The 26,034-nt window shown below is 35.3% G+C and carries 23 protein-coding genes and 2 tRNA genes; 10 read left to right on the plus strand and 15 right to left on the minus strand.

The window, feature by feature from the left end:
* Positions 1-255 precede the first annotated feature (255 nt).
* On the plus strand, positions 256-405 hold the full coding sequence (locus tag H624_RS12605) for a hypothetical protein (RefSeq protein ID WP_169515939.1): 150 nt from the start codon (positions 256-258) through the stop codon (positions 403-405).
* Between the two features lie 132 nt (positions 406-537).
* On the opposite strand, the gene H624_RS0107660 is transcribed toward H624_RS12605, so the two are convergent.
* Together H624_RS0107660 and H624_RS11880 are read right to left on the minus strand one after the other, a co-directional pair.
* A complete protein-coding gene (locus H624_RS0107660) occupies positions 538-1,959 on the minus strand; it encodes a sodium:solute symporter family protein (RefSeq protein ID WP_026867059.1) in 1,422 nt (473 codons plus the stop codon).
* Between the two features lie 235 nt (positions 1,960-2,194).
* Positions 2,195-2,758, minus strand: a complete 564-nt coding sequence (locus H624_RS11880; RefSeq protein WP_051220536.1) for a TetR family transcriptional regulator — start codon at positions 2,756-2,758, stop codon at positions 2,195-2,197.
* Positions 2,759-2,875: 117 nt separating this feature from the next.
* On the opposite strand from H624_RS11880, the gene H624_RS0107670 reads away from it, so the two are divergent.
* Positions 2,876-3,382, plus strand: a complete 507-nt coding sequence (locus H624_RS0107670; protein ID WP_051220537.1) for a carboxymuconolactone decarboxylase family protein — start codon at positions 2,876-2,878, stop codon at positions 3,380-3,382.
* A 689-nt stretch (positions 3,383-4,071) separates the two neighbouring features.
* Here the strand turns inward: H624_RS0107670 and H624_RS0107675 are convergent.
* A complete protein-coding gene (locus tag H624_RS0107675; protein ID WP_026867061.1) occupies positions 4,072-4,365 on the minus strand; it encodes a SemiSWEET family sugar transporter in 294 nt (97 codons plus the stop codon).
* Between the two features lie 291 nt (positions 4,366-4,656).
* Between H624_RS0107675 and H624_RS11885 the strand changes: the two genes are divergently transcribed.
* From H624_RS11885 to H624_RS0107715, 8 genes are all read left to right on the plus strand, one after another.
* Entirely contained in the window at positions 4,657-5,985 is a 1,329-nt protein-coding gene (locus tag H624_RS11885) for an ABC transporter substrate-binding protein (protein WP_051220538.1), read from the plus strand.
* Positions 5,986-6,063: 78 nt separating this feature from the next.
* On the plus strand, positions 6,064-6,954 hold the full coding sequence (locus H624_RS0107685; RefSeq protein WP_026867062.1) for a carbohydrate ABC transporter permease: 891 nt from the start codon (positions 6,064-6,066) through the stop codon (positions 6,952-6,954).
* 45 nt (positions 6,955-6,999) lie between these two features.
* The gene (locus H624_RS0107690) at positions 7,000-7,836 is read left to right on the plus strand and encodes a carbohydrate ABC transporter permease (protein WP_026867063.1); all 837 of its coding nucleotides are present in this window, start codon (positions 7,000-7,002) and stop codon (positions 7,834-7,836) included.
* 29 nt (positions 7,837-7,865) lie between these two features.
* Entirely contained in the window at positions 7,866-8,978 is a 1,113-nt protein-coding gene (locus H624_RS0107695; protein WP_026867064.1) for an ABC transporter ATP-binding protein, read from the plus strand.
* Positions 8,968-10,845 (plus strand): glycoside hydrolase family 97 protein, encoded by a 1,878-nt coding sequence (locus tag H624_RS0107700; protein WP_026867065.1) that lies wholly within the window; start codon positions 8,968-8,970, stop codon positions 10,843-10,845. The genes H624_RS0107695 and H624_RS0107700 overlap by 11 nt, the downstream gene beginning before the upstream one ends.
* 23 nt (positions 10,846-10,868) lie before the next feature.
* Positions 10,869-11,915: a hypothetical protein gene (locus H624_RS0107705; RefSeq protein WP_051220539.1), complete on the plus strand. Its 1,047-nt coding sequence runs from the start codon at positions 10,869-10,871 to the stop codon at positions 11,913-11,915.
* Positions 11,912-12,865 (plus strand): metallophosphoesterase family protein, encoded by a 954-nt coding sequence (locus H624_RS0107710; protein WP_026867067.1) that lies wholly within the window; start codon positions 11,912-11,914, stop codon positions 12,863-12,865. The genes H624_RS0107705 and H624_RS0107710 overlap by 4 nt, the downstream gene beginning before the upstream one ends.
* A 51-nt stretch (positions 12,866-12,916) precedes the next feature.
* A complete protein-coding gene (locus H624_RS0107715) occupies positions 12,917-13,909 on the plus strand; it encodes a LacI family DNA-binding transcriptional regulator (protein ID WP_026867068.1) in 993 nt (330 codons plus the stop codon).
* Positions 13,910-14,101: 192 nt separating this feature from the next.
* Here the strand turns inward: H624_RS0107715 and rlmH are convergent, their stop codons facing one another.
* The 12 genes from rlmH to H624_RS0107775 all read right to left on the minus strand — a co-directional run bounded on the left by rlmH (position 14,102) and on the right by H624_RS0107775 (position 26,033).
* Positions 14,102-14,581, minus strand: coding sequence for a 23S rRNA (pseudouridine(1915)-N(3))-methyltransferase RlmH (gene rlmH / locus H624_RS0107720; protein WP_026867069.1), 480 nt, complete (start codon positions 14,579-14,581; stop codon positions 14,102-14,104).
* A gap of 305 nt (positions 14,582-14,886) precedes the next feature.
* A complete protein-coding gene (locus tag H624_RS0107725) occupies positions 14,887-15,675 on the minus strand; it encodes an MBL fold metallo-hydrolase (protein ID WP_156889168.1) in 789 nt (262 codons plus the stop codon).
* Between the two features lie 5 nt (positions 15,676-15,680).
* Positions 15,681-16,427, minus strand: coding sequence for a two-component system regulatory protein YycI (yycI, locus tag H624_RS0107730; RefSeq protein WP_026867071.1), 747 nt, complete (start codon positions 16,425-16,427; stop codon positions 15,681-15,683).
* On the minus strand, positions 16,427-17,740 hold the full coding sequence (locus tag H624_RS0107735) for a YycH family regulatory protein (RefSeq protein WP_026867072.1): 1,314 nt from the start codon (positions 17,738-17,740) through the stop codon (positions 16,427-16,429). Before H624_RS0107735 ends, yycI begins: the two co-directional genes overlap by 1 nt.
* Positions 17,733-19,583: a cell wall metabolism sensor histidine kinase WalK gene (gene walK, locus H624_RS0107740; protein ID WP_026867073.1), complete on the minus strand. Its 1,851-nt coding sequence runs from the start codon at positions 19,581-19,583 to the stop codon at positions 17,733-17,735. The genes H624_RS0107735 and walK overlap by 8 nt, the downstream gene beginning before the upstream one ends.
* Positions 19,584-20,285, minus strand: coding sequence for a response regulator YycF (gene yycF / locus H624_RS0107745; RefSeq protein ID WP_026867074.1), 702 nt, complete (start codon positions 20,283-20,285; stop codon positions 19,584-19,586).
* Between the two features lie 119 nt (positions 20,286-20,404).
* Positions 20,405-20,477 (minus strand) — tRNA-Asp (locus H624_RS0107750).
* Between the two features lie 34 nt (positions 20,478-20,511).
* A tRNA-Glu gene (locus tag H624_RS0107755) sits at positions 20,512-20,583 on the minus strand.
* A gap of 217 nt (positions 20,584-20,800) precedes the next feature.
* The gene (locus H624_RS0107760) at positions 20,801-22,087 is read right to left on the minus strand and encodes an adenylosuccinate synthase (protein WP_026867075.1); all 1,287 of its coding nucleotides are present in this window, start codon (positions 22,085-22,087) and stop codon (positions 20,801-20,803) included.
* Positions 22,088-22,201: 114 nt separating this feature from the next.
* Positions 22,202-23,590: a replicative DNA helicase gene (gene dnaB / locus H624_RS0107765; protein WP_026867076.1), complete on the minus strand. Its 1,389-nt coding sequence runs from the start codon at positions 23,588-23,590 to the stop codon at positions 22,202-22,204.
* Between the two features lie 23 nt (positions 23,591-23,613).
* Positions 23,614-24,060 (minus strand): 50S ribosomal protein L9, encoded by a 447-nt coding sequence (gene rplI, locus H624_RS0107770; RefSeq protein ID WP_026867077.1) that lies wholly within the window; start codon positions 24,058-24,060, stop codon positions 23,614-23,616.
* Positions 24,057-26,033 (minus strand): DHH family phosphoesterase, encoded by a 1,977-nt coding sequence (locus H624_RS0107775; RefSeq protein ID WP_026867078.1) that lies wholly within the window; start codon positions 26,031-26,033, stop codon positions 24,057-24,059. Before H624_RS0107775 ends, rplI begins: the two co-directional genes overlap by 4 nt.
* Position 26,034 lies beyond the last annotated feature (1 nt).

Consider the following 26,034-nt stretch of genomic DNA (forward strand, 5'->3'; position numbering starts at 1 on the left):
ATCAACAGTATTTTCTAAACTCTTATATCCATCTTGATTTAGAATAGCTTCTTCATTTTCAAATAATTTTTCTACTGTAAGATCTTTATCCCAGTAGCCTTAGTTAGAACCAAAGAAGTTCTCAGCGACTCTTCCTGCTGCCACTTCGAAAATTTTACCATTATATTGATTATCTTTGTGAGATAACCACAAAACAGCATAAAATTTCATCTGGTCGTCATGAATATGGACGAACACGTGAAACGATTGGTCACTATGAACCGACCCAGAATGTTTTTCGCTAAAAAAGCAGCCCATCAGTCTATCTTTAACGACATCATCCTGGTTACAGCCTGGATGACGACGCTCGCAGCCATTTGGATTTCTTACGGTTACTGGCGAAGTAAACGTAAGGAGAGTAAATAACCATCTAAAAATTACAGCAAGGAACAGACACAGGTGATTAAAAACAGGGTTCAGTGTTCGAGATGATGATCTCAAACACTGAACCCTTTGTCTATCAATTAATGATATTGCTATTTTGATTGCATTTAATTTTTATGCTTTGGCTGTTTCTTTACCATTTGTGATGAATGTCACTGCAAGCAGTATAATCACAGACACCGGCAGCCCGATGAAGATGGGATGCAAACCGAAAGGATGTCCTGCAATCTGCCAGAGGACGGCGATAATCAGTCCGCTCCACATGGAAGCAAGACCAGCAGCCGTCGTCACCTTTTTCCAGAACATGCCTAAGATTACCGGTGCAAACAAACCTGAGACTGTCATCGCCGTGCCGGTCACCATCAGATTGACAATTCCAGGAATGGTAAGTGCCAGCACAAGCGCAATGACGGATATAATCAATACCGACAACCTGCTCCATAACAGCATCATTTTATCACCGTGGTGTGAAAAGTTCGGTCTGATGATATCATTGACGAGCGAAGACGACCCTGCCAGAAGGAAAGAGTCCGCACTGGATATGACGGCTGCGAGCAGCAGGACAATCATAAAGACGACCAGCGGAAAAGGGAATACTTCACCTACGACTCCGTAATAGACGAGAACTGGATCAATATTTCCAAGCTCGAGGCCGTAGCGGCTGAGTACGCCGATGGCGACAGCAACCGCACCGATCGTTACCGCGACGATCATGGAAATAATATATCCGCTGCCTGCTATTTTTATACTGTCGGCTGCCCAGACCCGCTGCCAGAGATCCTGCCTGACAAATTGGAAGACTGCAAGCGTGAGAAGATAAATCATTATCTCACCCGGTGTAATATTCATCACGCTGAGCATATCGCCTTCACCGGCAGATGCGGCCCGGTCCGCAATCGAACCCCAGCCTCCTGCAGCTATCAATACTGATGCAAACAGCAGGACAACACCGAGCACAAGAATAATTCCATGGAAAGTATCCTGCCATATGACGGTCTTCAGTCCGCCGAAATAAGTTTTAAGCGTGAGCAGTACCCAGCCGATGATAATTCCAAGCGTAACATCCAGGTCGAGAGTCACGTTCAATATCGTCGCGATGGCGACAAACTGCATACCGGTCATCGCACAATATGAAAATAGTATACTGATGACTGTCGGTATGCGCGTCTTCTCACCATAACGCAGTGCGGTATAGTCACCGATTGTGACCATCTTATAAGTCTCTCCAAGACTTCGGACACGATTGAGGACAAACAATGCAAAAATGATGACGCACATAAACATAGTAATATGTATCCACTGCTGGCCCATCCCGAGGCTGTAACCATTCTCCATGTAGCCGAGCAAGGTCGATCCCCCGACGCCGGTGCCGATAAATGTCAGGATTAAAGGGAAGAATGAAACAGTTCTGCCGGCAACATTATAATCCTCATATGTTTTCGTCTTTCGGTTGATATACAGAGCCAGCAAAATCAATAATATGAAGTACACAAAAACAATGACTGATAAGATGACTCTCTCATTTTCATCAAACAAATAACCACTCTCTTCCTTAATTTTGAATTGTCATGGGTGTGATGAATTATGCTGCTAAAGCATCTTTTTAATAATATCATATCTTAACCTGAATCATCCATACTGCCACAGGAAACATTAAATGACTGAAAAGTTTAAGCAAGTAAGAACTCACTAAAATCATTCAAATTGAGACTGATGAATAACAATTTCTCAGGAGTACCAGTCCCTGATATGGTTTTACTTATGATATCACTCAATCTGATATATTAAATCTACAAATTTCTAAGAAGCTTGCGACTAGTTCGTCAATAGATGCATCACAACCATCTTCAATCCACTTCATTAAAATATTTAAAAATCCTCCTGTATTGTAATATAAAGCATATACCATATGAGTATCTTCTATTCGAAAATTAAACTTTTCTTTAACTTCTAAATGTATATCAGGTAATAACTGATTGAATTGAAGTAATAAGAATGGGGTTAAGTTATGTAGGTTAATTAATTTCAGAAACTCAATTTCTTCTAAACAAATTGAAAAGAATTCCCTAGATAAATATTTCATATTTAACTTATTTGCATACTTCAATCTATTTACATACTTTGTTTTTATTAAATTTATTCCGTAATTGAGAATATCTAGTTTTGAATTATAATTTCTGTAGAATGTTGTTCTATCTAGATCTGCGTTTTTTGTTATTTCAGAAATTGTTATTTTCTCAAAAGATTGATCTTTCATAAGTTCAATTAAACTTTCATAAAGCCATAGCTGAGAGTTTTTAACTGATGGATTGTTAGAATACTTTATTTTATTCATCTCCTAGCAACAAAAATCAAATTATGTTGAACTTCAAGGCAAAGTATTGAAATACAATTAATTTAAATATACTCTATAGTCAAAAGTTCAACAAGTGTTGCAGTTAGGAGTGGGAGAATGGGGAAGATTTTATCCAAAGGTACTATAAAAGTCGGTAGTTTAATGAACTTAAAGAATAGAATTAATTACTTTAAGGTAGCCCCTGACGGTATGGAGAATGTCATCCAACAGGAAAGATATGTAAATAAAATTAAGTTAGATAGAAAATTTATACCATTAGTAAAACTGTATATTTCTCTTTTAAATGGTTGCTCATATTGTATTGAGATGCATTATAAAGAAGCTACTAAGAAGAAAATTGATCAGAATCGTATTGACTGTATTTTGAAACTAAATACGGATAATAAATTATTTAGTGAGAAAGAAAAAACACTTTTAAACTTTGCAAAAAAAGTAACTATAATTTCAGAAAATAGAATTTCTGATACAGAGTACCTAGATGTAAGAAAGTACTTGTCAGAAAAAGAATATATTGATTTTGTTTTGCTCATAAATCAAGTGAATACCTGGAATCGTATTTCGATTAGTTCAGGTAATACAGGCAAAGATATACCAACTGACTAAACTTAGTACTTATACAAATCTTTTTATTTATTATGATTGTTCAAGTAATGAATACTCACCTAAACTTTAAAAAATTACAGTGGATAATGTAGTCGAACAAGCAGAATTAATGGCTAATAAATTGTAAATATAAAAAAAGACCTAATATCAATCAGATATTAGGTCTATATTCATTAACCATAAATTATAATTAACACGCATCAACGGTGATAAGCTTCGGCGTATCGTTTTTCTATGCGGCCTTTTTGTAAATATTATTAATTTCTCACTTCATCCCTTCCTCAACTTATTATGGAAGATACAATCACTAGCAGTAGTTTATGTATTCAGTGAGTACATTAATTATTAAATAAGTCTAGAAACGAGACAAAATTAATAGGCATGTCCCCCTTTGAGCATTTCAGGAAACACACCTTAAAATCAGACTAAATCTAAAAGTTCACTTTTTGGTAGTGCATCACATTTTTTCGTGTTGCTTATCGCAATCTCAGATCGTCTCTTATTATTACACATACTCAGGTTATGGTATATTAAGATCTTCCCAGCCAAGTATGATATTATCTCTTTTTATTGTAGCTGTTTTCTTTATTTAAGGCATAATCGTTTAGTTATTTTTTGACGACTTTTTTGGATGAGCTTTTTTAACCAATAAGATGCAATACAAAAAGAATATCAAACAGTTTATATAACTATAAATTTTCTACAACTATCTTCTTCTCACTTTTTTCTACACGGTAATTTCTTATAGATACAATTAAAATGATAACTGCGGGAATAAAAGTAACAACATTTGTCAAGAATATCGCTAAATCACCTATTAATATTCCGTAAATAACCCATACAAGCACACCAGTCGTTGAAAGACTATACATAGGTATAGAGATATCCTGTGTTCTTTGGGTTTTAATAACTTTAAATGCTTGTGGGATAAATGCAGAGCTAGTTAAAACGCCCGCTAGTATACCCAAAAGTGTAATTGACATTTTTCCTCTCCTTTTTATTTTTATAATTATTCTATAATAAGATAATACAAATAAATATTTTAGTAAAGTTTTTACTATAAAAATCATAAATATATAGTTTTTTTACATTATATTGTTATTTTTCTATTTAAATTTATCTATTAACCGTTTAAATTGAGCTAAATTACTATTTAAAAATTATATTTTACTAATTTTTTTACTTATTTTTACTTGAAGTTAACTATTGCTTAATAAAAGGATTTTATAATGACACTGTCACATAAGAGTGATAAAAATTTCAGGAGGAATAAAATGAATAAAAAAAGCAGTAATTTATTATTATTTAGTTCATTGATGTTAATGATTTTTGTTCTCGTAGCCTGTAGTAATGATTCATCAACTGATGAAGAAACGGCAAGTGGTGACGGGGCAGGCTCAGAAAGTGATTTATCAGCGGACCTACAATATTGGTCTAGCTATAATGAAAGTGAGCCACAAGCTAGAGTATTGCTTGATGCAGCAGATGCGTTTATGGAAGAAAACCCAGGTGTTTCAATAGAATTTACTTTCAATGGTAGAGACAACTCTGAATTATTACCAACAGCCATTCAAAGTGGAAGAGACATACATATGTATGATGCCAATGCAGTTAATATTATCAATCGCTTTTCAAACTCGAACATGAACTTAAATGAATTTTTTGAAGAGTCATATCCAACTACAGAAGATACACCTCTAAAGGATTACATTTCACAGCCAATGATCGATCTCGCTAGAGATTTAGGAGAAGACGAATTATTCTATGTACCTATGAATCCACAAGCTTTTGTATTCATGTATAACAAGTCAATTTTTGATGAGGCTGGTGTTAATGAAGTTCCACAAACATGGGAAGAGTTTGTTGCAGCCGGCGAAAAAATTATTGAAGCAGGATATACGCCTTTAACAACAGACCCTAATTACTCTACAGGGATTTTCGGGTATTACCTATCAAGTCTCAAGGGAGAAGATTGGGTATTCGATTTAGTTGAGGACGAAACTTATGAAATGTGGAGCGATCCAGCGGTTTTAGAAGCAGCCAAAGCTATTGAAGAATTAGCAGATAAAGGTTTCTATGCGGATAATGTTTCAACAGTACAATTCCCACAAGCTCAACAAGAATTTGTTATTGATGAAAATATAGCTATGTATCTTAATGGAACATGGATGCCTGGGGAGGTACAAGATACAGTGAGCGAAGACTTCGAGTGGGGGCAATTCCAATTCCCTACAGTTGAAGGCGGAGTTAATGATAATACACATACTGCGTATAGTTCATATGGTATAGGTGTAAATCAAGATAATACAAATGAAGAAGCTGAAGCAGCCTTCAATTTTGCTGTTTTTGTCAACACAGGTGAATGGGACCAACAAATGGTAGATCAAGCTAAAGCATTACCAATTGATACAAATAACGAAAACCCAGAAGCTTTAACAGATATGGCTGAGATTTTTGAAAATACAGAAGGTAACTATGTTTCTCAAACAGCAATCGCAACTAACTCAGATAATTCACAAATAATTCGCTCAGCTTTCATCAACTTAATTTCAGGAGAATCAACTGCTGAAGAATTTATTGCAGAAATCCAGGATTCAAATTAGTTAATATACTTTTTGAAAATCACACAAGGGGTTGCCTAGATCAGGCAATCCCTTGATTAAAATTGAAGGTGTTAAATTATGGTAATGAAGAAGAAAACGATATTCATGTTTTTAGCCCCAGCATTAATATTGTTTGGTTTGTTTATACTTTATCCAGTAGTGAGAACTGTAATAATGAGCTTTTTCAATGTAAATACAATAACTTCTCCAACAAATGAATGGAGCTTTGTTGGTATGCAAAACTACATAGATTTATTTAGTAATCCAACATTTAGAATATCAATGGTAAATATAATAAAGATTTGGGCTATAACTGGTTTCTTTACACTAGGTATTGCGCTTGTTTTTGCAGCAATTTTAAGCACTAAAATTTTTGGACGTAAATTCTTCACTTCTATTATATATTTACCAGAAGTTATATCCGTAATTGCTATTGGATACGCTTGGTTACTTTATGTATTTAATAGTCAATTTGGTTTAATAAACTCATTCTTCTCGGTAATAGGATTAGAGAGTCTTTCTAATATTGAATGGACCTCACCTGATATGTTGTTAATTTCTATGATCATTGCTGCTGTATTTGGGGCTATAGGTCAGTACACATTAATGTACTTATCCGCAATGACTCGAATTCCTGAAGACTTTTATAATGTAGCAAGAATTGAAGGTCAAAATAGTATCTATCAGTTCTTTAAAATTACGTTACCTTTAATAAAGGATGTTATTCGAACTACTGCAGTATTATTTACGACATCAACAATTGGGTTCTTTGCTTTCGCACGTGTATTTAGTCATATTTCTACAATTACGCCGATGCTTTTTACTTACAATCAAATATTCGGTACAGAAATAAATCCTGAAACTAATGTTGGTATGGGTGCGGCTTCAGGTGTAATGATGTCACTAGTTGGAATATTCTTCTTTATTCTATCGAATTATATTATTAAAAAGTCAGATTACGAATATTAAATGCTGAGGGATTTTATGAAAAATATAAAAGCAAGATTATCAAGAATGTCGTTTAATAAAAACCAACTCAAATTGACTCCTGCTTATATTATACTGATTGCTTTTACAGTATTTATGGCATACATGTTGGGTTGGATACTATTCGCTTCCTTTTCTTCAACTCGTGGTATTTTCACAGGTAACCTATTTCAAGATGGACTTAATTTAGATAGTTATCGTCAAATATTCTTTAACAGTAATGGACTTTTAACAATCTTTAACACTTTAATTTATACAGTACCTAGTTCATTATTACTTATTATTATCTGCGCACCAGCAGCTTACGTTTTAGCAAGATTTGAATTTAAAGGTAATAAGTTGACTCAACAATTAATGGTCATAGCACTTTCAGTACCTGGAATAATGATTACGATGCCATTATTTTTCCATTTTAGTTCTCTAGGTGTTCATGACTCTAGACTGGTTATCATTCTATTGTTTACAGCAAACTCAATACCATTTGATGTATATTTCTTAACCGCATATTATAAAAATTTATCATATAGTTATGAAGAATCAGCAGCTATAGATGGTGCAGGTCCGCTAAGAACTTTTTGGGAAATCATGTTTCCCATGGCTAAGCCAGCAATAATTACAATTACAATTTTTAATTTAATAGGAAAATGGAATGCGTATTTTTTACCATTAATTTTTGCAAATACTCCAGGTATGCGACCGGTCGGGGTCTGGTTAGAAACGACTATTACTTCAATGATAACTACTGGAAATTACAGTGGAATGTTTGCGGCTGTTGTACTAGCAGCTTCACCAACTATTATTCTGTACTTCTTCTTAGCCAATAGGCTATTGCAAGGTGTAGAACAAAATGGCGTTAAAGGATAATTACTTGTATTTACTAAGGAGAAATAAGAATGACAAATATTAAATTAGAAAATATTTTTAAAACATATGGAGATGCTTATGCTGTACAGAAATTTAATTTAGATATAAACAGTGAAGAATTTATCGCTTTAGTTGGCCCCTCTGGGTGTGGTAAATCTACAACATTGAGAATGATTGCTGGATTAGAGGAAATAAGCAGTGGAGATTTACTTTTTAACGATAAAAAAGTCAATAAACTTGAACCTAAAGACAGAAACATTGCAATGGTATTTCAAAACTATGCACTTTATCCTCACCTGACTGTTGAAGAAAACATTAGTTATGGGTTAAAGGTAAGAAAAATACCTAAGAAAGATAGAGAGAGTAAAGTCACAGAAGCAGCGTCTATATTAGGATTATCTAATTATTTAGATAAAAAACCGGGTGAACTTTCCGGTGGACAAAGACAAAGAGTAGCCTTAGGTAGAGCCATTGTCAGGGATTCAGATATATTTCTTATGGATGAGCCACTATCTAATCTTGATGCCAAGTTAAGAGTAGTCATGCGAGCAGAAATCATAGAATTACATAAAAGACTAAAGACCACAACAATTTATGTTACTCATGACCAAGTAGAGGCAATGACTATGGCAGACAGAATTGTAATAATGAACAAAGGTGAGATTCAACAGATTGGATCGCCTAGGGAAGTGTATCACAAACCCGCTAACACATTTGTAGCAGATTTCATCGGTTCGCCTCCAATGAATATTGTTGATGCAGAGTATATCAGCGGTAAATTATTTATAGAGGATACAGAATTTGAAATAGTACTGAATGACAAACAACGAGAAATATTCAGTAATAGTAGAATTGAACATGTAAAAATCGGTGTCCGACCAGAAAAATTAAATATTATAACTAATAATGAAGATGAATATGAAACAGTTATAGACTCTAATATAAGATTAAATGAATTTCATGGCTCAGATCAAATCTTATACTGTAACTGTGGTGTAGAATTAATTGTTAAAGTATCAGAAAATGTAAAAATTAATATCGATGAAAAAATTTCTCTAGGATTGCAAGCTGATAACTTACACTTTTTTGATTATGAAAATGGTGAAAGATTGGAGAGTTTTGATTTCGGAGATGAAAAATAAAAAATACATTTTTGTCACTTTAATATTGATAACTGTGTTTACATTAATCTTAGCGATTTGGTTGTTTAATAAGAATCGAATAGATATGAGCTTAACTAGTCCAGAAGAAAAAATTCAAGTTAATATTTTTAAAAACAAAGATGACCAATTACAGTATTCAATTTCAATGAATGACAAAGAAGTAATACTACCTTCCGACCTAGGCGTGGATATCGAGGGAATTGGAGATATCGGTCATGGTGCTAGTTTAATTGAATACGATATTGAAGAAGTAAATGAGGAATATTTGAACCATGGAAACACAAATGTCGAACATAATCATCATAATCATTTGAAGTTGAAGCTTAAGAAAAATAACTATGAATATTTTCTACACTGGAAAATATGGGATAACGGTATAGCCTTTAAATATGAATATCCTAATACTCAGAATAAATCGATTAATGAAGAAAATTCAACATTTAAATTTGACCCTGAGACTTTAGCTTGGTATCAAATGAACAATAATACAATGCAAGACATCTATAATAGTAAAAAAGTGAAGGATCTAAATGGTAATGAGATTATGACAGCTTTATCGACTTTTGAATTACCAGATAATCAAGGTTATGTATCTTTATCAGAAGCGAACTTAAAAGATTATGCAGGAATTGCTTATAGAGTAACAGATGAGAAATCATTAAAGGCTCATTTTTGGAATGAAAGAAATGGGTTTGATACCAATTCAAAAGAATCACCATGGCGAATAGCAGTAATTTCAGATGATCTTAATGGTTTGGTTAACAATAACATTGCAGAAAATGTATCTGATCCTCCAAATAGAAAATTAAGTAAGTACGATTGGATTGAACCAGGAAAAGCGACATGGTTTCATGCAGTTGATGATAGTGGAAATTTAAATGAAGAAGACGGAAAAGAAGTACTTGAAAATGCTAGTGAACTTGGAATTAAATACATGGTTATAGGTAACGATTGGATTAACTGGGGAGAGACTCTAGATGATTCCTTACTAAAAGTAGAACAGATTGTAAATATGGCTAATCATTATGATATCGGTATATTTATCGGTAAGGATGTTCCAGATTTGGAATACAATTTATATGAAAAAGATACAAGGGATAAATTCTTAAAAAAAGTAAAAGAGACTGGGATTTCAGGGGTTAAATTTGGTCATATAGAGCAAGAACATGCAGAAGCAGTTAACATATATCATGAATTACTCCAAACAAGTATGGATTTAGAACTTTTAGCAATTTTCCATAATTCCAATAAACCTACAGGATTATCAAGAACATATCCAAATCTTTTGTCACAAGAAGCAGTTCGTGGAATGCAATATAATTTAAGTACGAATAATACTAATATCATACCATACACACGTTTAATCTCAGGTGGTGCAGATTTTACACCTATAAACTTTACCGATCCAGTCAGATTAGGTGATGGAACATGGACACATATGTTAGCTAACACGGTTATTATTCAATCTAATTTACTTACCTTCATGGATAGTCCAAATACTATAATGAAGAATGACGGAGCTGAGTTTGTGAAAAATGTACCGGCAATTTGGGATGAGACTATTGTACTACCGGAAAGTGGAATAGGAAAATTATCTGTGTTCGCTAAAAGAAAAGGTGATGACTGGTTCCTTGCAGTTCAAAACTCTTCCGACAATAAAGAATCGTTAAATCTTAGATTAGATTTTCTCGATGAAGATATCGAATATTCCTCATTAGAGTATTCAGACATTAAAAATGAAAATAATAAATATGAAATTAATGAAGAAAAACGTAATAATTCCAGTGAAATAAGTATTTCTCTTAATGAAGGTGGCGGCTTTGTTGCACACTTCAAAGCAAAATAAAACTTAGTGAGAAGGTGAGTATTTTGAGTTTTGACCGACAAATAAAGACCTGTATAAAAATAATTAAAAACCAAAAGAAAATTACAGGTATGCCAAGTATAAAAGTATTAGCGGATTTTCCTTGTGAAGTTATTGACAATAAACCTTACTTTTACGAGCTTGAATCAGAGTATGTGTTCTTCATTAGCCATCCACCATTAGATGACGCTAATCTTTTAGATATAGTCGTTAGTTTGAGCGAAGAAAATTTGATAGACAAGATAATCATAGATAATCAATATCTAGACTTTATCGAGTTTGGAAAGAAAGTTAAATTTTCACTAACTATTAGTGAATTATCAGAAAGGACACATACACTGGAAATACATTCACTTTTACGTGAAGGAGGCCAAATTATGAGGATAGAACATAATCAACCCGATAGATTAATCGGTGAGTATACTGAATACCCTGAAACTGAAGTAAAGGCAGCACTCCATTATATGTCTGCTTCAAGGGAAATATTAAGACTATCCGGTGCAGCTAAGACAGTAGAAGAAAATAAATTAGGGCACTTCCTTATTTTAGGTTTCGAGACAAATAATTTCATGCATAAAGACTTCCCTCCACATTGGCATTTAATTTTGAGATGGCCATATCGTGCTGGTTCTCAAGCTCCACATATATATTTAGACAAAGAAGGAAAAAATGTTTCTAATAGAGTATCAATCGATTGTATGCCGAAATTATCTGCTACTTATAATGTCGATGAATGGTTTGGGTTTGTGGATATGTATGGAAAAAAACAACTTTTTATAAAAGTTGATGATGATGGTGGCTATAGTTTAACAAATGATAAAGTCACAGTATACAAAGTGTCACCATATAAAAGTGGCAGTGGAGTGTCAATTTCCATGAATGGACATAAAATTAAATATATTTTTGTTGATGACAACTCATCAGATGGGAAAATGACGATTATTTCTCAGTCATCTATTGATGAAACATATTTAAAAGAATCACTTCATTATGATCCACATACAGGGAAAATTTTCGAAATTGAGACTGATTATGGTAAGGGGGAAATATGACTAAATTTATAGTTTTTTCAGACCTTCACTCAGAGATTATAGATAATTACAAGGAGAGAGTTGCTAATATTATTGGTGAATCGGTGATATCTCAACCTGATTTTATAATAAATCTAGGAGATATGGGATATTTCGGACAGACTTCTAATTCACTTTGTAAAGTCGAAAATCAGCCTGTTAATTATAATATTTTTTATGAAGAAGATACGCTGAAGTATAAAGATAGAACGAATGAAATTTTAGAAAGTTTCTCAATGCTACCAATACCTCTTATTAATGTTTTAGGAAATCACGATATGGATTTTAATACAAAAAGTGATGCGATTGCATCCTATGACATTCCCAATAATTTCTACTATAAAGATTTAAAAGAGGTAAGACTAGTAATTTTGGATACAAATTATTATATTTCTGATAGTTCGAAAGAAATAGATTATGAATGTGGTAATAATTTTAATGAAAAAAAACAAGCAGTATTAAGTGATGAACAGTTACGATGGCTTGAGAATGTTGCTTTAGTTACCGATAAAAGAATAATTATACTATCTCACAATCCTCTCAAAGATGAAAAGAGAGGTATTGCGAATGCTCATAAGTTCAAAAAAATAATAAATAAAATGAGTAGCAGAGTAATATGTTTATCCGGGCATAAGCATATTGATAAAATGGAAGTTGAAGATAATATAGTCTATGTAGAAATCAATAGTGCTTCTTATTTTTGGCAAGGTAGAGATAAACTTTTACAAAATGAAATAGACGAGGAAGATTTAAAAGATCATCCTGTTCTCCCTTATATAATAAGGTATAGAAAACCGCTTTTTGCTATAGTAGAATTAAAAGAAGATTTTTTAAGTATCTACGGGAGACAACCACTTAAAATGAAAGAGGATGAATATCTTGAAAAGAAAGGTATTTCTCAGAAGATAAGTGATTACCATATAAAATTATAATTATTTATATATAGTAATTTATTAAAAACATATGTTAGTGGGGAATCTAATTTGGCTACTATAAAAGACATATCGGAGAAAACAGGTTTTTCAATTGCAACGGTTTCACGTGTGCTTAATTACGATTTTACTTTATCTGTGGGTGAGGAGACTAGACAAACAATACTTGATGCTGCAGAAGAATTATCATATAAGAAGAAAAATCTACGCAATCATAATACTATCAAGTTAGGTGTCCTGATGTGGTACACAGAAAAGGAAGAGCTTAATGATCTTTATTATAGATCAATCAGGCACGGAATAGAAAATAGAAGTAAGCTACTTAATGTACATCTAGTAAAATTTTATAATAAAATAGAAAACTTAAAATCTGAAGAACTACAGGGGATTATTGCGGTTGGAAAATTCAGTGATAACCAAATCAAAACTTTATCGAGCATTTCTTCTAATATTGTTTTTGTAGATTCAAGTCCAAATGATGAAATTTATGATTCAGTTGTAATAGACTTTAAAACTGCTACAAAAAAAGTATTAAATCATTTTATTGAAAATGGACATGTCAATATTGGATACATTGGTGGAAGAGAATCATATACAGATAATTCAGCGAGTTTAAAAGATAGGAGAGAAATTGCTTTTAAAGAATATCTAGCTGAAAAAAAATTGATGCATGAAGATAGAATGTTCATAGGTGACTATTCTGTTGAGCATGGGTATAAACTGATGAAAGAAGCAATTGAAAAACTGGGAGATAATTTACCAACTGCCTTTTTTGCAGGAAATGATCTATTAGCAATCGGTGCTTTGAGATCATTACTTGAGAAAAAAATTGATGTACCTGATCGAGTAAGTGTTATTGGTTTTAATGATATTAGTGTAACAAAGTATGTATATCCAACATTGTCCACTGTTAAAGTTTATACAGAAGTAATGGGGGAGACATCGGTTGATTTACTATTAGAGCAAATATCAGGAAGAGAAGTATCGAAAAAAACGTATATATCTACAGAATTAGTAATCAGAGAGAGTAGTAAACAAATTTAGAGAGTAAGTTAATCTTACTCTCTATTTTTTCTTTTATGAAAAATTTGTGTATAAGAACTAAAATTGTTGAAAAAGAAACTATGGAACATAAGAGACATATATTCAGCATCTAGTAAACAAGTTTAATGTTTATTTTGCTAAAGTATTATTTAGATTAAATTGTATGTACGTAACTATTTTAATAAACACGCATCAACGGTGATAAGCTTCATTCCTCAATATCTTATTCACTCTAAATATCTGTTCCATCAACATCACCTTCATCATCTGGTGAGGGTAGGTGAGGGAACCGAAGCTGATTTCTTGGTTACTTCTTTTCTTCACTGATTCACCAATCCCATTACTGCCACCGATCACAAATACAACGTCACTTTTTCCTACATTCATCCATTTTTGATATTCTTCTGCGAATCCTTCACTCGTAAATTGTTTCCCTCTAATCTCCATCGTCACGACATGTTGATTGTCTTTTATTTTCGATAAAATTCTCTCTGCTTCTTTATCTTTAATCAGCTCTATATCTTTCTCACTCGCATTATTCGGTTCTTTTTCATCTGCGACTTCAATCACATCTATTTTTGCATATTTACTTATACGTTTTTTGTATTCTTTTACCGCTTCAACCCAATATTTTTCTTTTAATTTCCCAACCGTAATCAACGTAATCTTCACGTTTTCACCTATCTTTCATCATTATTTTCTATTATACAAAACTGTGGAAAATAACGCATATACACTGTAACTTTATGAGTTATCAAGCACTTATCCACAACCTGTGCATAACTTTTCTACCAAAAACCCTTTGTTTTCGCCATTTTTTTGGGGCGAAACCCTATTTTCTTATTCATTTTTTTGAATTCCACATCTTTTTCCACATTATAAACGCATTTACCCACAGTTTTTATTATCTCTGTGGATAACTTGTTTATTCGCTAAAATAATAGCCAGATTACAGTCTCCTATAATCTGGCTATCTTCTATACTTGATACAGTTCTGTCGGTACAGCTTTATCTGTATCGCATATCATTACACCGTTATGAGTATCGATGTCATACTGATTTAAAATCTGTTCAACACTCATACGTGCGAGTTCTTTAATGTTATTATCCAAGCTCAAATGTCCTAAATAAATGCGTTTTGTACTGTCAGTAATAACGTCTTTCATAGCATGGGCAGCGTCTTCGTTTGAAACGTGACCAACGTCTGACAGGATTCTTTGTTTAGTATTCCATGGATAACGCCCCATACGAAGCATATCAACGTCATGGTTGGACTCAAAGACAAAGATATCACTTTCTTTGATAATACCTTTCATTGTGTCTGATACGTAGCCTGTATCTGTAATCAATGAGATTTTCTTGTTCTCTTTAGAGAAGGTATAGAACTGTGGATCAATCGCATCATGTGACACGTTAAACGATTGAATATTCATTCCTAAGATATCTTTTTCTTCCATTGGATTAAACAAGAATTTCTTTTCGGGATTAACAATAATATCCTTACGTTCTATGGCCTGCCATGTTTTCTCATTGGCATAGATTGGAATATCGTACTTTTTAGCAATCACTTTTAAACCTTTAATATGATCTACATGCTCATGTGTAATAAATATAGCATCAACATCTTGGAGTGATTTGCCAATTTGATGGAGCGTTTCATCCGTTTTTTTACACGATAGTCCAACGTCAACGAGTACACTGCCTTCAGTTGATTCTATGAATGTACTGTTTCCAGTTGAGCCACTTGCTAATACGCTCATCTTCATGTGCTTCACTCTCTCTCAATAATATCTTCTGTCTGATTTAGTGCATCTACATATAATATGCGTTCAATATCACCATCTGTGATTTCGAACTGCCATTTTGGTCTCATCATCACCTGATTATTTTCTTCTAGTATGATGTAGTAACCCAGTTTTGCACTTTCTATTACTGCATTACCAGTAATATCTTCGTTCATATACAATTCTTCAATAATGACATTGGGATTTCTAACAGTTTGCCTAACAGAGAAGTCACTTGGCTCTATATTCTCTATATAACCTTGTGACATTGTCATTGGTTCTTCACTAAAGTATAACCGAGCAAGTTCGTTAGAGAAAATTGGATAATCCTCATACATTTGGTTGAAGACGACTGCGTCAGATTCACTCATTACTTCATCATAATGATACGCTTCGCCTTTGTAAACCGAATTGTTTTTAAATTTTTCAAGTCCATCGCGTGTAAATGCCACATCTTCATCTACTGGTACAGTGGTTTGATTATTTGTCGAATCATCTGCTGAATTAGCGGCTTCAGTCTTAATATCCTCAGGTTCCCCGACAATCATTTGCATCTCTCTACTCTCATAATCTTCGAGTACGGATGTATCTATATTCGTTTTCGATAAAACATCTGACTGCTCTGATAGACGGCTGACTTCTTCATTTGATTCATTATATATCATATAGATTAAAACGAGGTTGATGACGATAAAGGCGGCTAGGAAAATAGATTTTGTTAATTTCCAATCCATTAGGATAAGCCTCCTTCATTAAATTTCATCCATGTACCATCGTATTTAACATACCACTGTGGTGTATAATCAATAAATTCAAAATCAGTATCATCGTTTGCATAAGTCATATCATAACCTAGGACAATTTTGGAAACCTTTTGTAAATCTAAGTTGTCATCTAATGCAATTTGATAACGGACGTTCTCTATATCGTATAGTTCAACTTCTCCACCATCTGAAACTTTAGCAGCCGTACGAATCAATGGTATGGAATATTCGTACACTGAATTATTTCCGTATTTAACCGTAGTAGATGATGAGAGTGAATTACTAAAAATCACTCGTCCATGTAGGGTAAATCGATAGGTTGCTGAATTTTCTTCTGGATTATATTCAAATAAGAGATTATTTTGAGCTAAGCCGTTATGAGAGTTTAAGAAATAATATATATCTTGAATTGTTTTATGCTCGTTATCACTCGCAGTTGTCGCTTCGTTTAAGTTTGTATAGTTATACTCAAAGGTTTCTGGATTAAACGTTGCAATGCTATTCTCACTTTCATAAATCGAAGTCTCTCCTGAAGATGGACTTTCTACAGGTTGATCCATAAACATAACCCTGTTCATAACGTCCACATTGATCTGTGAAATCATAAATCTCTCTACATTTAAGCTACCAGTGGAAGAAGGTCCATATATCGCTGTCATGTTGTTTGACGTATTTTGATTGGTAATGATTGCAGTATAATCCTCAAAGTTTTCTTCATGGTCATCTACGAGACCTTGTAAGAAGTCTGCACTAATATCCGTTTCAACAACGGCAACTCTAGAGCGACTTTCGTCTAGTAAATTGAAAACAACATTTTCTTCTTTCATATCTACAACAATACGATCAAAGGAGAATTCAGCTATCGTCTCATCATGATTTAAACCCAGCATCTGAAATAGCGACTTAGAGGGTACATCTGAAAAATAATCAATGATTAAAAACTCTTCTTTCTGTGTCTCTTCACCACGAACGCTCAGGTTATTAATAGAGTTATAGATGTTCATACTCGTCACATTGGAGCCATCTAAATGTTCTCTAACCCCAATTAAAGTCTCAGGTTCTGTGGTTCCTTTAACTTCATCACCACTAACCTTGACCATCTGATAAGTACTCATGACTTGTTCAAATGTAACACGTTCACCTTGACCAATATTTGTAGTGCCTTCAAGTGTTGTATCTATTTCTGAAAACTCTGGTTCGTAACTCCATACCCTGTAGGTCAAAACGACACTAGTTAAGACAAGTACAATGAGGAGGACTGATTTGAATATGCCTTTATACATCCCACTCATCCTCCTCTATCACTTCACAAGGTAAGTTGATAAAGATTGTTGTCCCTTCATTTTCTACACTGTTCGCCCAAATTTTACCGTTGTGTGCTTCAACAATTTCCTTAGTGATTGCGAGTCCAAGACCCGTACCACCCATTTTACGCGCACGTGCTTTATCGACACGGTAGAACCTATCAAAGATACGTTCTACTTTATTTGATGGGATACCTAGACCGTAGTCTTTAATACGTACAGTCATGCGATTATATAGGGTATTCTGTTTTAAATGAATGTCGACACGTTTCGGACTTCCATGCTGATACTTAATTGCATTGGAAAGGACGTTATCTAATACCTGACCCATCTTATCGACAGCGATATCTGTAAATAACGGTGCGTCAGGGATGTGACGATTGAAAACAACTTCATCCTTATGTGTCATCTCAAAGCGGTCGATAATACGGTTAATGAATAACTTGAAGTCGACGACTTCTGTTGATATTTCTTCTGCATCATTATCCATTCTTGAAAGCTGTAAGAGATCTTCAACCAAGCGACTCATTCGGTCAGTCTCTTCTCTCGTTACACTCAAGAATTTCGGTGCGATATTTTCATCCTGCCATGCACCTTCTTGTAACGCTTCTAAGTAACTGCTCATAGATGTCAGCGGGGTACGTAATTCGTGCGATACGTTCGCAACAAATTCACGACGTTCTGCATCGATTCTTTCTTGTTCTGTAACGTCATGCAATACAGCAATATAACCATTGATAAATCCAGTATCTGTAACGATTGTAGAGAAGTTCACTCGAATCGTTGTAACGCCATCCGTTGTATCAATGAAGATCAGATGACTCTCGTTTGCTTCCTGAATGATGTTCTCTAAGTTTAAGTCTTCACCCAGTTTAAGAATATCGAGCATATCATCGCCTTGGAGCTCATGCGGTGATTTATTTAGATTCAACATACCAATGGCCATATCGTTAACGATTCTAATACGACCTTTTCTGTCGGTCGCAATGATGCCATCAGACATGTGTGTAATTACTGAATCGAGACGTTTCTTTTCACTTTCTGTATTCGCCTGGGCTTCTTGAACACGCTTAGAAAGGATGTTAAAACTACCTGCTAATTGTCCGATTTCATCATCACTATAAATTTGTACACGTGATGTATAATCCCCTTCGGACATTAAGAGGGCTTGGTTTCTCATATCTATAATTGGCTTAGTGATGGTTCTCGCAACAAAAATACCGAGTATACTTGTAATGACAAGAGAGAAGAATGTCGCAATAATAAAGGTATTATTGATTGCTTCTAACTGCTGATACACACTTTCCATATTTGATTCAACATAAATAACACCGACAACTTGATCGTCGATGATAAGCGGTTGATTTAAAATCCAGACGCGTTGGTCGTCCTTGTCTACATTGACGAAAATCTCATCGTTAGCGATACCTGAATTCAGGGCATCTTGAGAGAGGTCATCACTTATTCTTGAGCCAACCATTGATTCATTAGAGATACGGCTTGTACCTACAAGCAGATTATCCGCATTGATATAACGAATCTCTTCGATATCGGGTCTGTTCCCATAATCAGCTAAGAGCGTTTGAATCTGGCTAAACATTTCAGCCCGATCATCTCCAGTCTCTTCCGAGATTTCCTTGATTCTAGTATCGATAATCGATACTTGAGATTCTATGCTGTTTTTAAAGTTCCCAACCAAATCCCGCTCTAAGCTGTTAGTAAAATACAATCCTATAATTTGCATACCAATAATGATCAAGAGCATATAGATCATTACAAGTTTAAATTGTAAGGATTTTAGGTTTTTCAAAAACTGCCTCATCTAGTCATCACCTTTTATAAAGTAACCAACACCACGACGTGTCATAATGTACTCTGGGTGACTCGGGTCATCTTCTATTTTTTCGCGTAAGCGACGTACGGTAACATCGACTGTACGAACGTCACCGAAGTAATCATAACCCCATACAGTTTCAAGTAAGTGTTCACGTGTCATCACTTGTGCTTTATGTTTAGCTAAATACAAGAATAACTCAAATTCACGGTGTGTTAGATCAATATCTTCACCGAACTTTTTAATCGCATAAGAATCGGGAATTACTGTAATATCTCGAATATAAATATTCTTGTCTTCTGGCACTTCTTCCTTAGCAGTTGATACACTGTTTCTTCTCAAATTAACTTTCACTCTTGCAATGAGCTCTCGAGTAGAAAAGGGTTTTGTTACATAATCATCTGCACCGAGTTCTAAACCAAGTACCTTATCGATTTCAGAATCTTTGGCAGTGAGCATAATAATCGGCATGTCATGCTTTTTACGTACCTCGCGGCAGATTTCCATACCATCCATGCCTGGGAGCATAATATCTAAAAGTACTAAATCTGGGACTGTCTCCATAATTAATTCCAAAGCATCGTTACCGTCATAGGCTGAGTAGACCTCGTAACCTTCTTTTTCTAAGTTAAATTCCAATATATCTGCAATCGGTTTTTCATCATCCACAACAACAATTTTCTTGACCATTTTAATGCCCCTCCGTTTCGCGTACATAATAGTATACGTAAACTTATCCATCTTTAAATGTATCACTTTTCAAGCAAATAAAAAAGTCTGATAGCTTAATTGCTACAGACTCTTACAGACGGTCCCGACGGGAATCGAACCCGCGATCTCCTGCGTGACAGGCAGGCATGTTAACCGCTACACCACGGGACCAACTTACTTATGCAGTTTTAATAAAAATTAAAAGTGACCCGTACGGGACTCGAACCCGTGTTACCGCCGTGAAAGGGCGGTGTCTTAACCGCTTGACCAACGGGCCATATTCTTAATAGATAAATAACACAAAATATATTATACCATGAAGAGAAATTTGAATACAATAGTTTTTTGTAGTTTTAACTAGTGGAATTGATTAATTTCTTAATTGTGTCTTGTAGTTTTGATTTCGAAGCCGAGCTAACACCAGATCACGCCTTCATAACAACTAATCAAAAAAACACCTCGATTAAAAATCGAGGTGCTTCATGATATATAACTTATGCCCAGAAGTCTTTTAGTAAGTTTGTTTGGTTACGGTCTGGACCTACTGAGAAGATAGAGATAGATACACCACTTAGCTTCTCAATTTCACGCAAGTAGTTATAAGCATTCTCAGGTAGTTCGTCTAATGACTTCACGCCCGTAATGTCTTCTGACCAACCTGGCATTTCTTTGTAGATTGGTTTTGCACGTTTTAAGTCTTCTAATGTTGCTGGGTATTCTGTAATTTCAACACCATCGATTTCATAGGCTGTACAGATTTTAACCGTTTCTAATCCACTTAATACGTCGATCGAGTTAAGTGATAGGTCCGTAATACCACTCACACGGCGTGAGTGACGTAAAACAACTGAATCGAACCAACCAATACGACGTGGACGGCCTGTTGTTGTGCCGTACTCGCGTCCGATTTCACGGATGTGATCGCCGTCTTTATCAAATAGTTCTGTTGGGAATGGACCATCTCCAACACGTGATGTATAGGCTTTACACACACCGACAACATTTTTCACGTTTGCTGTACCAACACCACAACCAACTGTCACATTACCTGCAACTGGGTTACTTGATGTAACGAATGGATAAGTACCATGATCTACATCTAACATGATACCTTGTGCACCTTCGAATAGTACATTTTCATTACCTTGGAAAGCATCATCTAGTAGCTTAGAAGTATCACATACATACGGTGCTAAACGTTCTGCAGCTGCTTTATATGGTTCGTAAATTTCTTCGTATGTGAAGCCATCGTGATCATATAAAGCTTTTAATGTATGATTTTTGATCTTAAGGTTTTCCGATAAACGACGCTCGAAAACTTCAGCATCTATTAAATCTGCCATGCGAATACCGATACGCTGAACTTTATCGACATAAGAAGGGCCAATTCCTCGTTTAGTTGTACCAATTTTATTATCTCCACGAGCTTCTTCTTCCAACTCATCCTGGAGTAGGTGATACGGTAAGATGACTTGTGCACGGTTCGAAATTCGTAAGTTATCTACACTCACACCACGTTCGATTAATCCATCAAGCTCTTTGATTAAAGAGATTGGATCGATAACAACCCCGTTACCGACGACTGCAAGCTTGTCTTCGTAGAAAATTCCTGATGGTACCAAGTGAAGTTTATATGTTTCTCCGCCAAATTGAATCGTATGACCTGCATTATTTCCGCCTGAGAAACGTGCAATAACGTGTGCATCTTCAGATAGGAAATCTGTAATCTTTCCTTTACCTTCGTCTCCCCATTGTGTTCCAACAACTACTGTTCCAGACATATGATTGCCTCCAAATGATTGATTATTTACCGTTTATTATTCTACCAATCTTCATACTAAAAATCAAGAAAGTCCGAACGTTTTTCACAATGCTCATGAAAAACATTCGGACTTTTAAGCTGGCGGTATATAATTATCGTCATAATCTCTTCGATCTTGATCGAAAAAGCTGCTATACGATTTGTTGAATATCAGTTTAACTGTCCCTGTAGGACCGTTACGGTGCTTAGCTAATATAATTTCTATTTCATCTTGAACACTCTGAGCACCTTCTTCGTCATCCTCACCATCACCACGATTATAATAATCATCACGGTATAAGAAGGCAACGATATCTGCATCTTGCTCAATTGAGCCTGACTCACGTAAGTCACTCATCATCGGTCTTTTATCCTGTCTTGCTTCAACACTACGAGAGAGCTGACTCAGTGCAATGACAGGGCACTGCATTTCACGTGCTAAGCCTTTTAGCATACGTGAAATCTCTGAGACTTCCTGCTGACGGTTTTCACCTTGACGACTTCCCGAACCTTGAATGAGTTGGAGGTAGTCAATGATGACCATATCGAGGCCATGTTCTTGTTTGAGTCTTAAGCACTTCGCTCTAATCTCATTGACACGTATACCCGCTGAATCATCGATGAAGATCTTAGAGTTCGCCAGTGTACCGATTGCCGTTGTGAAGTTATCCCAGTCCTGATGGTCGAGTGAGCCTTGACGGAGTTTCGTCGCGTCGATCATACCCTGACTCGATATCATCCTACTTACCAATTGATCCGCACCCATCTCGAGTGAAAATACAGCAACAGTGTAGCCTGCAGGTGCAGTCCCAACATGGCTCGCAATGTTTAAAGCGAAAGCCGTTTTACCCATAGAGGGGCGGGCTGCAAGTATAATCAAATCGTTACGACCAAAACCCGACGTCATGAAGTCTAAATCACGGAACCCTGTCGGGATACCCGTAATACCATTATCATTACCAGCTAGCGCTTCAATTTGTTCATAAACTTCATGCACAACGTCTTTCATAGACTTAAAGCCGTCATTACGACGACCTTCAGAAACACCCATAATACGTGCTTCAGCTTCTGAAAGTAAGTCATTTATGTCGACTTCATTTTGAAAACCATCATTCGCAATTTCATCTGCGACTGCAATCAATTTACGTCTAAGCGACTGTCTTGCAATAATATCTGCATAGAACTGCCAGTTACGACTCGTCGGTGTGACATTTGCGAGTTCCGCTAAATAACGTGGGTTAACCGTGTTATTGAGTTCATCCATCGACCTTAACTTATCTGAAATCGTTACGACATCGAGCTCAGCATTTTCTTCAGATAATAGCATCATCGCCCGGAAAATATGTTGATGCTCATGCCTAAAGAAATCTTCAGGTTCAAGGACTTCTGTCACATTTAAAAAGATAGATGAATCGATAAAGATTGCCCCGAGCACCGATTGTTCTGCATCATTATCGTGTGGCATGCGGCGATTCATTTCCATTATCGATTCCTCCTAACTTAAATTTACTGTTCAACAACGTGTACTTTTAACTCTGCTTCCACTTCACTATGAAGTTTGATATTCACTTTATGGTAGCCCAAACTCTTAAACGGTTCTGGCATATCTAACTTACGCTTATCTAATTTTATGTCATGCTGACTTTGGTATGCTTCAATAACTTGCTTAGAACTAACGGATCCAAATAGACGACCGTCTTCTCCAGCTTTAGTTTTGATTTCAACTTCTTTACCTTCAAGTTCAACTTTTAAATCTTTAGCTGCTTGAAGTTCATCAGCTTCTTGTTGACGAACCTCTTCGTTATGCGCTTCTAATTTTTTTAAATTTGTTTGATTTGCTTCTTCTGCAAGTCCTTTTTTAAACAAGAAGTTATGTGCATAACCTGTTGCTACTTCTTTTACTTCGCCTTTTTTCCCTTTGTTCTTAACATTTTGTAAAAATATTACCTTCATTCTGTGTCACTCCTATTATTAATAAAAGTATCAATGACTTCTTTTAATTCATTATACGCTTCATCCATAGTTTTGCCTTCTATACGGGTTGCAGCATTCGTTAAGTGTCCGCCGCCGTTCATTTCTTCCATGATGATTTGGACATTGACCTGGCCTAGAGAACGCGCTGAAACACCAATCGTTTCATCTTCTCTAATCGCCATAACAAATGATGCCTGAACACCTTCAATTTGTAGTAGTTGGTCTGCAGCCTGAGCTACTGTCACTGGATGATATGTCATCGTATCATCTGCCTTAACGATTGCGATACCCTTGTCGCTTATTTCGGCTGACTTAATTAAGTCACTGCGGGCAATAAACGTATCAATATCATCTTTTAAGAAGGTTTGTGCAAGTACAGGATCCGCACCGTTACTACGCAAGTAACTTGCCGCATCAAAGGTACGTGACCCCGTACGTAGTGTATAGTTTCTCGTATCAACAATAATACCAGTCAACATAATCGTTGCCTCAATACGAGAGAGTTTCTTCTGTTTATTTTGATATTCTAATAACTCTGCAACAAGCTCACTCGCACTAGAAGCATAAGGCTCCATGTAGACGAGTAGGGGACTTGATATCATATCATCTGCACGTCTGTGGTGGTCGATAACCACTTTTCTCGTCGCTTTATTAAGAATATCTTCATCAAGCACCATGGACGGACGGTGTGTATCAACGATAACAACCGTTGTTTTCGGTGACATCATATCCCATGCATGTTCGCTATTTATAAAGATATTATATAAGTCTTCTTTAGCTTCGACTTCTTTCATCAAGCGGGATAAAGTATCATCGATATCCTCATCATTTAAGATGATATTTGCTTTAATTCCATTGGAAGAGGCAATCTTTGCAACTCCAATTGAAGAACCAATTGAGTCAACGTCAGGGTTCTTGTGCCCCATAATTATGACATTGTCACCCTCTAAGAGGATATCTCTTAAAGCATGAGCCATTACGCGTGCTTTAACACGTGTACGTTTTTCCATTGGATCTGTCTTACCACCATAGAATCTAGCACTTCCATTGATGGTTTTAATAGCAACTTGGTCGCCACCGCGCCCGAGTGCTAAATCTAGTGAAGATTGTGCCAGTTCGCCAACTTCAATATAGTCACTTGAACCTTCACCAATACCGATACTTAAAGTAATTTGAGCACCATGTGCATCTGAGCTCTCACGTACCTGGTCAAGTAAAACAAATTTAGTCTCTTCAATTTTAGATAGACTTTTAGCTGACATCACCATAATAAATCGGTCATTAGAAAAACGTCTTAAATAGACATGATTTTCTGTTGCCCAATCATTAATGATGTTAGTCAGACTATTGTTTAAATCACTCTTAAGAGCCTCTGTCATGTTCTGAGTCATGTCATCATAATTATCGAGGAATAAAATTCCGATGACAGGATCCTTATCTTCTAAGGCAACTTCCATATTTTTCTCATCTGTAATATCAAGGAGTAGAAGTGAATTATGTTCATCATAATAGTGAACCTGATAATTCCTATCTCCATATGATGCATCAATAGACTGTATGTTATTCGCTTTTAAGGTTGTCATGATATTCGGGAAGACTCTGTTGATTGGTTCATGGTGATAATCTTCAGGAATCTGCTCACACATATAGTGGTTCATCCATGCGATTTCCTCATCGTCATTTAACATGATAACGCCAAGTGGTAGATTATCTACAACATATTTTCTTGCACCGGCCATATCTTTAGAAAGCTCTATTAAGCGATTCTCACTTAAGACGAGCCAACGGTGTAAATAAATATAAACCAAGATTAATATCACAATACTAACCAAGATAGCGATAATTCCAAATACCGTATAGTTCAGCACCATAGCAATGCTAAGTATTCCAATATGAAATGCCAATACGATAAAAGGTATGAGCATCAATTTTTTATCTAATACTCGAAACATT

The organism is Jeotgalicoccus marinus DSM 19772 (genome assembly GCF_000425825.1).
Lineage (GTDB): Bacteria > Bacillota > Bacilli > Staphylococcales > Salinicoccaceae > Jeotgalicoccus > Jeotgalicoccus marinus.

Bases quoted from the DNA above. Each gene is read 5' to 3' on its own strand.
- H624_RS0107710 (WP_026867067.1), top strand. From the start codon at position 11,912: ATGACTAAATTTATAGTTTTTTCAGACCTTCACTCAGAGATTATAGAT.
- H624_RS0107670 (WP_051220537.1), top strand. From the start codon at position 2,876: ATGGGGAAGATTTTATCCAAAGGTACTATAAAAGTCGGTAGTTTAATG.
- H624_RS0107775 (WP_026867078.1), bottom strand. From the start codon at position 26,033: ATGTTTCGAGTATTAGATAAAAAATTGATGCTCATACCTTTTATCGTA.
- H624_RS0107725 (WP_156889168.1), bottom strand. From the start codon at position 15,675: ATGAAGATGAGCGTATTAGCAAGTGGCTCAACTGGAAACAGTACATTC.
- yycI (WP_026867071.1), bottom strand. From the start codon at position 16,427: ATGGATTGGAAATTAACAAAATCTATTTTCCTAGCCGCCTTTATCGTC.
- dnaB (WP_026867076.1), bottom strand. From the start codon at position 23,590: ATGGAAATGAATCGCCGCATGCCACACGATAATGATGCAGAACAATCG.
- H624_RS11885 (WP_051220538.1), top strand. From the start codon at position 4,657: ATGAATAAAAAAAGCAGTAATTTATTATTATTTAGTTCATTGATGTTA.
- H624_RS11880 (WP_051220536.1), bottom strand. From the start codon at position 2,758: ATGAATAAAATAAAGTATTCTAACAATCCATCAGTTAAAAACTCTCAG.
- H624_RS0107675 (WP_026867061.1), bottom strand. From the start codon at position 4,365: ATGTCAATTACACTTTTGGGTATACTAGCGGGCGTTTTAACTAGCTCT.
- H624_RS12605 (WP_169515939.1), top strand. From the start codon at position 256: ATGAACCGACCCAGAATGTTTTTCGCTAAAAAAGCAGCCCATCAGTCT.
- H624_RS0107685 (WP_026867062.1), top strand. From the start codon at position 6,064: ATGGTAATGAAGAAGAAAACGATATTCATGTTTTTAGCCCCAGCATTA.
- walK (WP_026867073.1), bottom strand. From the start codon at position 19,583: ATGAGGCAGTTTTTGAAAAACCTAAAATCCTTACAATTTAAACTTGTA.
- yycF (WP_026867074.1), bottom strand. From the start codon at position 20,285: ATGGTCAAGAAAATTGTTGTTGTGGATGATGAAAAACCGATTGCAGAT.
- H624_RS0107700 (WP_026867065.1), top strand. From the start codon at position 8,968: ATGAAAAATAAAAAATACATTTTTGTCACTTTAATATTGATAACTGTG.
- H624_RS0107690 (WP_026867063.1), top strand. From the start codon at position 7,000: ATGTCGTTTAATAAAAACCAACTCAAATTGACTCCTGCTTATATTATA.
- H624_RS0107695 (WP_026867064.1), top strand. From the start codon at position 7,866: ATGACAAATATTAAATTAGAAAATATTTTTAAAACATATGGAGATGCT.
- rplI (WP_026867077.1), bottom strand. From the start codon at position 24,060: ATGAAGGTAATATTTTTACAAAATGTTAAGAACAAAGGGAAAAAAGGC.
- H624_RS0107735 (WP_026867072.1), bottom strand. From the start codon at position 17,740: ATGTATAAAGGCATATTCAAATCAGTCCTCCTCATTGTACTTGTCTTA.
- H624_RS0107760 (WP_026867075.1), bottom strand. From the start codon at position 22,087: ATGTCTGGAACAGTAGTTGTTGGAACACAATGGGGAGACGAAGGTAAA.